This is a genomic window from Streptomyces sp. UNOB3_S3 (assembly GCF_020740895.1).
Lineage (GTDB): Bacteria > Actinomycetota > Actinomycetes > Streptomycetales > Streptomycetaceae > Streptomyces.
Genome location: NZ_JAILXP010000309.1, coordinates 1 through 8,606 on the forward strand (window position 1 = coordinate 1; position 8,606 = coordinate 8,606).

The following is an 8,606-nucleotide window of genomic DNA, read 5'->3' on the forward strand; positions in this document are numbered from 1 at the left end:
ACCGGGTCGGGGTCGGGGTGGGGGCGGCCGGAGAACTGGTTGATCTCGTTGCCGACGGTCATGCCGAGGAAGCCGGGCCGGCCGGCGAGGGCGGCGGCGAGCGTCGTCAGATAGGCGGCCTGCGCGTCGACGACGTCGGGGTCGGTGAAGATGTTGCGGCGGTGCCAGGTGGTGGTCCAGGAGGGGATGAAGTCGAAGCTGGACAGATGGCCCTGGAGGCCGTCGACGGCGACGTCGAGCCCGCGTTCGGCGGCGGCGTCGGCCAGCCGTACCAGCTGGTCGACGGCGCGGGGGCGGATGAGGGTGCGGTTGGGCTGGAAGAGCGGCCAGAGGGGGAAGACACGGATGTGGTCCAGGCCGAGGGCGGCGATGGAGTCGAGGTCGGCGCGGATGTCGTCGAGGTCGAAGTCGAGCCAGTGGTGGAACCAGCCGCGCGTGGGGGTGTAGTTGACGCCGAAACGCATGACGGTCGGGAATCCCTTCAGCTCTCTCAGCCCTTTCGGCTCTCTCAGCCCTTGACGGCTCCCTCGCCGACGCCGCGGAAGAAGTACCGCTGGAGGCAGGCGAACATCACGACGAGCGGGGCGACGGCGATGACGGTCCCGGCGGCCACCAGCCGGGGGTTCTGGGTGAACGTCCCGTGGAGGTAGTTCAGCCCGACGGTGAGGGTGAAGCGGTCCTGGTCGGAGAGGACGATCAGCGGCCATAGGAAGTCGTCCCAGGCACCCATGAACGCGAAGATCGCGACGACCGCGAGGGTGCCGCGGACCGACGGCAGGGCGATCCGGGTGAAACGCTGCCACGCGTTCGCCCCGTCGATGACGGCCGCCTCCTCGATCTCGTAGGGCAGGGCGGCGAAGGCGTTCCGCATGAGCAGCACGTTCAGGGCGCTCACGGAGCCGGGCAGGACGACGGCGACGAGGGTGTTGTTGAGGTGGAGGTCGCGGACGAGGGTGAACTGCGCGATGACGATGGACTCCACCGGTACGAGCAGCGCGAGGACGAAGGCGAGCCCGGCCGCCCTCCGGCCCCGGAAGCGCAGCCGGGCCAGGGCGTAGCCGGCCATGGCGGCGCCGACGAGGTTGGTGAGTACGGCGGCGGTGGCGACCTTGAGGGAGTTGAGGGCGTAGTCCCAGACCGGGATGGTGTCGGCGACCTCGGCGTAGTTGTGGCCGGTGGGGTGCTGGGGGAGGAAGCGCGGGGGTGAGGTGTAGATGTCCTCGGTGGTGTCCTTGAGGGAGGTGGAGAGCTGCCAGAGGAACGGGCCGACGGTGATGGCCAGCACCAGCAGCATCAGCAGATAGCGCAGGACCTTCTCCCAGCGGGGCGCGCGGAGCATCAGTCGTGCTCCTTCCGCTGGGCGTTACCTGCGCGCAGGACGAGCAGCATCAGCAGCAGCGCGATGACGAAGACGACGAGGGAGAGGGCGGAGGAGTAGCCGACACGGCCGTTGAGGCCGGTGCCGGTGCGCTGGACGAGCATCACGAGCGTGGTGTCCTGCCCGGCCGGCCCGCCGGTGGGCCCGGCCATCAAGTACACCTCGGAGAACACCTTGAACGCGGCCACGGCCGACAAGGCAGCGACCAGCACCATCGTGGGCCGTACGGCGGGGAGGGTGACGCTGACGAAGCGGCGCAGAGCCCCGGCGCCGTCGACGGCGGCGGCCTCGTGCAGCTCACGGGGGACGTTCCCGAGCGCGGCCAGGTAAATGATCATGTAGTAGCCGAGGCCCTTCCACACGGTCAGGGCCATCGCGCTGAACAGCAGCAGCCACGCGTCGCCGAGGAAGTCGACGGGCCCGGCGCCGAGGGCGCGCAGGATGCCGTTGACGAGGCCGCGGTCGTCCAGCATCCAGGTCCAGATGAGGGCCACCACGACCACGGAGGCGACGACGGGGGTGTAGTAGGCGGCGCGGAAGAACGTGACGCCGGGCAGCTGCTTGTGCACCAGCAGGGCGAGCAGCAGCGGGAGGAGAACGGTGAAGGGGACGACGAGGAGGACGTAGAGGGCGCTGTTGCGCAGGGCGGTCCAGAACTGCTCGTCGTCGAGCATGGCGCGGAAGTTCTCGAGCCCGGTCCAGCGGCCGGGGGTGAGGGTGCGGGCGTCGGTGAAGGCCTGGTGGGCGGTGGTGAGGAAGGGGTAGAGGCTGAAGACGGCGACGACGGCGAGGGCGGGGAGGAGGAAGAGCCAGGGGCTCAGGACACGCCCGGCACGCGTCTTCACAGCGGGTTTCTTCACGACGGCGGCTCAGTTCTGCCGGAGAAGTCTGTCACTCTGCGCGACGGCGTCGTCGAGCGCCTGCTTGGCGGACTTCTTACCCTGGAGGGCCTTGGCGACCTCGTTCTTGAGGATGGTCTTCATCTCGTCGCTCATCACCACGGGGGTGTAATTGACGGCGCCCTTCAGCATCTTCGCGGAGGCGACGCGGACCCGGCCCTCGTCGGTGCCGTCGCTCTTCGTCCAGTACGGGTCGTCGAGCGAGCCCCGGGTACTGGGGAAGACGGCGACCTCGTGGGCGAATGCCTCCTGGTTCTTTCTGTCGGTGACGAAGTGGGCGAAGGCGATCGCGGCGGCCTTGTGCTTGCTCTTCTCGTTGACGGCCACGCCCATCACATACATGTTGGGTTTTCCGGTGTTGTTGGGCGCGTCGGTGATGCCGAGGTTCCGGTAGAGGGTGGGGGCGTTCTCCTTGAAGGTGGCCAGGTCGTTGGCGCCGCCCGGGTTCATGGCGACCTTCTGCTCCAGGAACTTCTGGCCGGATTTCTCGGGGGTGTTGGTGAGCGCCTGCGGGTCGAGGCCGCCGCGGTCGTAGAGCTCCTTGTACTTGGCGAGGAGCTCCACGCCCTTGGGCTCGTTGTAGGTGAATTTCGTGGCGTCGTCGTTCATCAGCTTCACGCCGTAGCGGCCGAAGTCCTCGACGGAGGGGGTGTTGGCGAGGGTCGCGGTCCGTCCGCCGGAGTTCCGGGCCATGGCGAGGGCGGTGGTGAACAGTTCCGCGTAGTTCTTCGGCGGTTTCTCGGGGTCGAGCCCGGCGGAGCGGAAGAGGGCCTTGTTGTAGAAGAGCGGCCCGGTGGTGAGGTACCAGGGGAAGGAGTACGAGCCGCCCAGCCCGGGAAGGGCATTGCCTTGCCATGCCTCCGCCGTGTATTCGTCCTTGAAGCGGGCGGCGGCCTTCTCCTTGTCGAGATTGACCAGCATCCCCGCTTTGGCAAGGGGATAGGACAGGTCCGGGGAGACATTGACGACGTCTGGCAGGGTGCCGGCGGCGGCGTCGGCGCTGAGCTTGTCCGCGTAGTGCTCGGCGGGCTGGTCCAGCCAGGTGACCTTGACGCCGGGATTCTGTTTCTCGAAGTCCTGTACAAGGTCTTCGAAGTAGTCCTTGAAGTTCGCGCGGAGATTCCAGGTCTGGAAGGTGATTCCGCCTCCTCCCCCACCCCCGCCGTCGTTCGAGCCGCAGGCGGTGAGCGCCAGGGCGGTGGTGAGGGCGAGGGCGAGGGTTCCGAACGTCCGGGATCCGGGCATGACGGACGAACTCCTTCGATCGGGTCGGCGATCGGGTCGGATGGTCGGCAGGAGGACGGTCAAAACCTGCACCCTGCAAGGGAGTTGCGTCAATACTGCCGTCACGCACTAATGCGCTTTAGTGTGGCGGCATGCGCCGTAGACCGACGATCAAAGACATCGCGCGGCGCGCGGGGGTCTCGGAGAGCGCGGTGTCCTTCGCGCTCAACGGCCGGCCGGGCGTCTCGGCCGCCACGCGTGAGCGGATCCGCGGGGTCGCCGACCAGCTCGGCTGGCTGCCCAGCACCGCCGCCCGGGCCCTGTCCGGCGAGGGCTCGGCGACCGTCGGCCTGGTACTGGCCCGCCCCGCCCGTACGCTCGGCGTCGAGTCGTTCTTCCTGCAGTTGGTCTCGGGGGTGCAGGAGGCGCTCGCCGTACGCCGCTTGGGCCTGCTCTTCCAAGTGGTGGAGGACGTGGACGCCGAGTGCGCCGCCTACCGGCGATGGTGGGCCGAGCACCGCGTGGACGGTCTCCTCGTCGTCGACCCGCGCGAGGACGACCCGCGCCCGGCGCTCCTGGCGGAGCTGGGACTGCCGGCGGTCGTCATCGGCGCACCGAGAGCGGACGTCATCCCGCCGGGCGCCGCGATCTCCTGCGTCTGGGCGGACGACGCGGCCGCCATGGCCGCGGTCGTCGGCCATCTCCACGACCTGGGCCACCGTCACGTGGCACACATCGCGGGACTGCCCGGCCTGGCCCACACCCGGCGCCGCATCGCGTCACTGCGCGCGGAGGCGGGCCGCCGGGGGCTGGGTGAGGTGACGTCCGTGACCACCGACTACTCGGACGCGCAGGGCGCCGAGGCGACGCGACGCCTCCTGGCCCGCGAGTGCCCGCCCACCGCGATCGTCTACGACAACGACGTGATGGCGGTGGCCGGTCTGGCGGTGGCGGCGGAGCGGGGTGTGCCCGTACCGGGCGCACTCTCGATCGTCGCGTGGGACGACTCGGCGCTCTGCCGCAACGCCCACCCCGCCCTGACGGCCCTGACCCGCGACACGGCCGCCTTCGGCCGGCACGCCGCCGAGGAGTTGATCGCGCTGCTGGACGGGGGCCCGGCGCGGAGGGTGGAGGATGCGGCGCCCCGGCTGGTGACGCGTGAGTCGACGGCGGCGGCGACGGCGGGGAGCCGGGGGAGATTGTCGTGACACCGACAAAAATTCACCCGCAACGCCTTCCCGCGTAACCCCCCGCGGTCACACCATGGGGGTCGCTCCCACCACCCCTGCACACGACCGGAGTTCGGCATGCGCACTCCCCACCTACTCCGCCGGGTCGTTGTCGCCGCCGGCGCCCTGCTGCTCTCCTCGATGTCCCTGCTGGCCACCCCGGGCACCGCCCAGGCGGCTCCCGGTACGTACTCCCTGCTCGTTTTCCCGGATCAGAGCCATGGCGTGGTCCAGGACCTCATACGCTCGGCCACCACGTCGGTGGACATGACCATGTACGAACTGGACGACACCGAGGTCGTGAACACGCTGGTGAAGCGTTCGCAGGCCGGGGTGACCGTCCGGGTGATCCTCGACGCCAAGCACCCCTCGGTGAACGGCGCCGCCTACCAGGCCCTCAGTGCAGCGGGCGTCGGCGTGATGTACTCCTCGCCCGACTTCGTCTACACCCACCAGAAGACCATCACCGTGGACCGCGCGAAGTCACTGATCCTGACGGGCAACCTGGACGCGAAGTACTACGCGACCGGCCGCGACTACGGCGTCGTCGACACCGACGCCGCCGATGTCACAGCCATAGAGCAGACCTTCGCCGCGGACTACGCCCACACCGCCGTCACCCCCTCCGACGGCGACAACCTGCTCTGGTCCCCGACGGACTCCCAGGAGCGTCTGCTCGCGCTGATCAACGGAGCGCGGCACTCGCTGGACCTGGAGCAACTGGAGTTCGGCGCCAGCACCCTGGTGGACGCGGTGGTGGCGGCGCGGAACCGCGGCGTGACGGTCCGGGTCGTCGGCATGAATCCGGAGCGGTACGGCAGCTACTTCGACCAGATCAAGGAGGCCGGCGGCACCGTCGTCACGTTCTCCTCGACCGAGGGCCTCTACATCCACGCCAAGGCGATCGTCGCCGACTACGGGACGCCGTCGGCGAAGGTCTTCGCGGGCTCGCAGAACTTCTCCGACAACTCCCTCAACAACAACCGCGAGCTGGGCCTTATCGTCAACGACGCGGGCGTGCTCAACGGCATCGAGTCAACGTTCAAGACCGACTTCGCGAACGGCACGCCGTACTAGGTACGGGCGCGGTCAACGGGTCGCGCGGCGCTCAGCTCCTCCCCCGTCCGATACAACTCGATGAGCAACGGGTGCAGGGCCTGTCCGGCGGGGGTGAGCGTGTACCGCGTACGAACGGGGAACCCGGCCAACCGCTCCTGGTCGACCAGCCCCCGCTCGCAGAGGGTGCTCAGCCGGTCCGCGAGCATCTTGGGGCTGATCTCCGGCAGCTGTTCCCGCAATGTGCCGAACGAGTGCGGGGCGTGAATCAGTACGCGCAGCACGAGCGTGGTCCAACGGCCGGCGACGGCCGCCAGCGCGATCTCGACGGGACAGTCCGCGTCGGGCCGGAGGGTACGGCCGGGGGTGGTCGGCGCGAGGTCGGGGTCCCAGACGTGGGTCTCCGTCGCGTGGGTTTCCGTTTGGCGACCCACGTCGGGCCCGGCTTGGCTGGGTGCATGAGCAGCAACGGAAACCTTGCGGACGATCATGCGACTACTCTCGCCTTGTCGTCCGAGGCGAGGCAACACCCGGCGGCCTTCGCCGCCGCGTTCGACTCGGGCGACCCGCAGGCTCTCGCCCGCGTCTACGAGGACGGCGCGGTATTCGTACCGCGCCCGGGCGTCGACGTAACGGGCGAGAAACGCGCCGCCGCCAACACGGAGTTCCAGGCCCTGGGCCTACCCATCACCGTCCGCCCCCGCCAGGCCTCGCCGACGACATCGCCCTCCTGATCGTCGACTGGACCATCGACGGCCCGGGCCCGGACGGCAACCACGTCCACCTGGAGGGCACGGCCACGGACGTGGCCCGACGCGGACGGGACGAGCTGTGGCGGTACGTGATCGACAACCCGTTCGGGACGACGGTGAGGTGACGAGCCCTCAAATCTGGAACACCTGGCGCGACTGCGACACCCTGAGCGTGGAGGAGCAGGCGGGCGGCATCCGGCGTGGTGAGGTGAGGCGGGCCTGGAACATTGGCACCGGACAGGCATTTGCGGCTCACGAAAAGCCGTCGCAGGCCGCAAGTGTCCCGCGATTGATCCCAGTAAGACGCCCAGAGGCCCCGCCAGTGATTTACTGGCGGGGCCTCTGGATAATGATGCGCAACCTGTCTTGCACGCGGCCGCTTTTTCAGGTACCGCTTACCGCTAGTGCGGCGTCTTCCCGTAATAGGACCTGATGGTTCGAGCGATCTTGCGTTGAATTGACCTCAAGGCCCTGATGGTCGAGACATCATCGAGTCCCGTTGTCGTCGACCATTCAGTGCCGGAGCCGATTAGATCGCTGGCAAATGCGATTTCAACGGCCAGGAGAACACGAGCCCAGTCCGCAGGCGAAAGCGGCAAGTCCTCACTAAGTACGCCTCGCAGATCCCGGCACCGGGCGACGAGTTCCTGTGCGCTCGCGAACCCCATGCCGACAGCGAATTGATCGCTGCATCGAGCCGGTCCGCTCCATTCCAGGAGCCCTCGTCGTAGCAGTTCAGTTTCGCCTGCTGCCAGCAGTTCACTGGCAGCCACTCCATGATCCGACATCAGTTCAAACCCTGCCAGTAATCGTCCAGGGTGGTCGGCTCCCGGCGGAAGACCGTGCCGCCGTCCTGGTGCATGGGGTCGTGAATGACGACAGTCGTGCCATCCTTGCCGAGGTAAGCCTTTCGACCGCCTCCCAGATCCTTCGTGCGCGACGGGTTCTTCATGGTGTCCTGGGTGAGCTTGGTGAGGTCGCTCGTCGAGACGCCGGGAAACTCCGTTGCGTGCTTGGAATTTGCATGTCCTGTTGCGATGTCAGCGGCATCCTCGAAACGGTCCTCTTCTGTGCACCAGGAACTGTTGTGCACAAGTACGGGTACTGCGCCTGCCAGTACATAGTACGTGTGGAGGCCGTCGACAGTGAGGTTGTAGACCTTGCGGGTTTCCGTCCAGGCGCGAGAGCCGATGACCTCGTTCAGTTCGCCATCAGGGGTGCGGAGTCGGTCGCCTGCTTTGAGCTCCTCGGCGTCCCGCCAGCGGTGCTGGTTCTCCACCCAGAACGGGTGTGCGGCCGTGGCTGTTACCTTGCCGACGGCGTTTCCTGCTTCACCACCCTTGGCGATGGTGATTTCGACCAGATGCTTTCGCCCCTCGCCTGTGATCACGTTGGTGACTACCCGCGCTGCTGTCGCTCCGGTCTCAGGATCTGTGGCCAGGATCTGCTGCCCCGTCAACACATCCTTGATCGGTTTGCGGGTGCCATCCGCCATCAATACCGGGGTTTCCGGTATGAAGCTGTTCTTCTTAGGCTTATTCGATATTGGGCAAATGGCCCCTTCCTGGAACTTCTTGAGCACGCCCTCGCTCTCATTGACCAGCTTCTTTGCGTCGGCGGACTCGTCGAGGAGCTTACCCATTCCAGCGAGGCGTTTGATGGCCTTCGCGATTTCCGGGAACTTTTCGATAGCCCTGAGCGCCTTGCCCCAGGGGAGGTTGTTTACGAGTGCCCAGAAGCATGCCTCGACATTGCCATCGCTGTAGCACTTCTTGATGTTGTCGACGTCGAAGTACTCCTTGAGTACCTCACCGCCGATTTCCGTCAAGAGGTCGACGAAATCCTTCCCCCTGAGCTCTTGGGCCTTCTTGAACGCTTCCGGCGAGATGCCAGCAGCCTTGAGTAGCCTTTCTTCCCTCGGGCTCAGCTTGCGGCCGCTGCTCTTACAACAGCTAACAGAATGAGTTGATCTGTCTGAGGGTGATGAGGCAGCAGGCGAGGCGGAGGAAGGCTTCATGGATGTCGGCTCGTCGTTCCCAGCGGATGCGGAGGCGTTTGAAGCCATGCA

General features: G+C 67.2%; 8 protein-coding genes and 2 pseudogenes. 3 read left to right on the forward strand and 7 right to left on the reverse strand.

Features of this window, described 5'->3' with window-relative positions; all coding sequences use genetic code 11:
* From K6I33_RS26825 to K6I33_RS26840, 4 genes and pseudogenes are all read right to left on the reverse strand, one after another.
* Window positions 1-464 (reverse strand): annotated as a pseudogene (locus K6I33_RS26825) (glycosyl hydrolase); the annotation flags it as partial.
* A gap of 44 nt (window positions 465-508) precedes the next feature.
* Window positions 509-1,339: a carbohydrate ABC transporter permease gene (locus tag K6I33_RS26830; protein WP_229357111.1), complete on the reverse strand. Its 831-nt coding sequence runs from the start codon at window positions 1,337-1,339 to the stop codon at window positions 509-511.
* Window positions 1,339-2,238, reverse strand: a complete 900-nt coding sequence (locus K6I33_RS26835; protein WP_229357112.1) for a carbohydrate ABC transporter permease — start codon at window positions 2,236-2,238, stop codon at window positions 1,339-1,341. Before K6I33_RS26835 ends, K6I33_RS26830 begins: the two co-directional genes overlap by 1 nt.
* A 9-nt stretch (window positions 2,239-2,247) precedes the next feature.
* Window positions 2,248-3,522, reverse strand: coding sequence for a sugar ABC transporter substrate-binding protein (locus tag K6I33_RS26840; protein ID WP_229357113.1), 1,275 nt, complete (start codon window positions 3,520-3,522; stop codon window positions 2,248-2,250).
* A gap of 131 nt (window positions 3,523-3,653) precedes the next feature.
* On the opposite strand from K6I33_RS26840, the gene K6I33_RS26845 reads away from it, so the two are divergent.
* Both K6I33_RS26845 and K6I33_RS26850 read left to right on the forward strand, forming a co-directional pair.
* Window positions 3,654-4,709, forward strand: a complete 1,056-nt coding sequence (locus K6I33_RS26845; RefSeq protein WP_229357114.1) for a LacI family DNA-binding transcriptional regulator — start codon at window positions 3,654-3,656, stop codon at window positions 4,707-4,709.
* Window positions 4,710-4,808: 99 nt separating this feature from the next.
* Complete coding sequence (locus tag K6I33_RS26850) at window positions 4,809-5,807, forward strand: phosphatidylserine/phosphatidylglycerophosphate/cardiolipin synthase family protein (RefSeq protein ID WP_229357115.1); 999 nt, start codon at window positions 4,809-4,811, stop codon at window positions 5,805-5,807.
* Here K6I33_RS26850 and K6I33_RS26855 read toward each other — a convergent pair.
* A complete protein-coding gene (locus K6I33_RS26855) occupies window positions 5,804-6,220 on the reverse strand; it encodes a helix-turn-helix domain-containing protein (protein ID WP_229357116.1) in 417 nt (138 codons plus the stop codon). The two genes, K6I33_RS26850 and K6I33_RS26855, sit on opposite strands and share 4 nt — an antisense overlap.
* A gap of 24 nt (window positions 6,221-6,244) precedes the next feature.
* On the opposite strand from K6I33_RS26855, the gene K6I33_RS26860 reads away from it, so the two are divergent.
* Complete coding sequence (locus K6I33_RS26860) at window positions 6,245-6,520, forward strand: nuclear transport factor 2 family protein (protein WP_308297330.1); 276 nt, start codon at window positions 6,245-6,247, stop codon at window positions 6,518-6,520.
* Between the two features lie 805 nt (window positions 6,521-7,325).
* On the opposite strand, the gene K6I33_RS26865 is transcribed toward K6I33_RS26860, so the two are convergent.
* A complete protein-coding gene (locus tag K6I33_RS26865; protein ID WP_308297332.1) occupies window positions 7,326-8,180 on the reverse strand; it encodes a Hint domain-containing protein in 855 nt (284 codons plus the stop codon).
* Window positions 8,181-8,490: 310 nt separating this feature from the next.
* Window positions 8,491-8,606 (reverse strand): annotated as a pseudogene (locus tag K6I33_RS26870) (IS5/IS1182 family transposase); the annotation flags it as partial.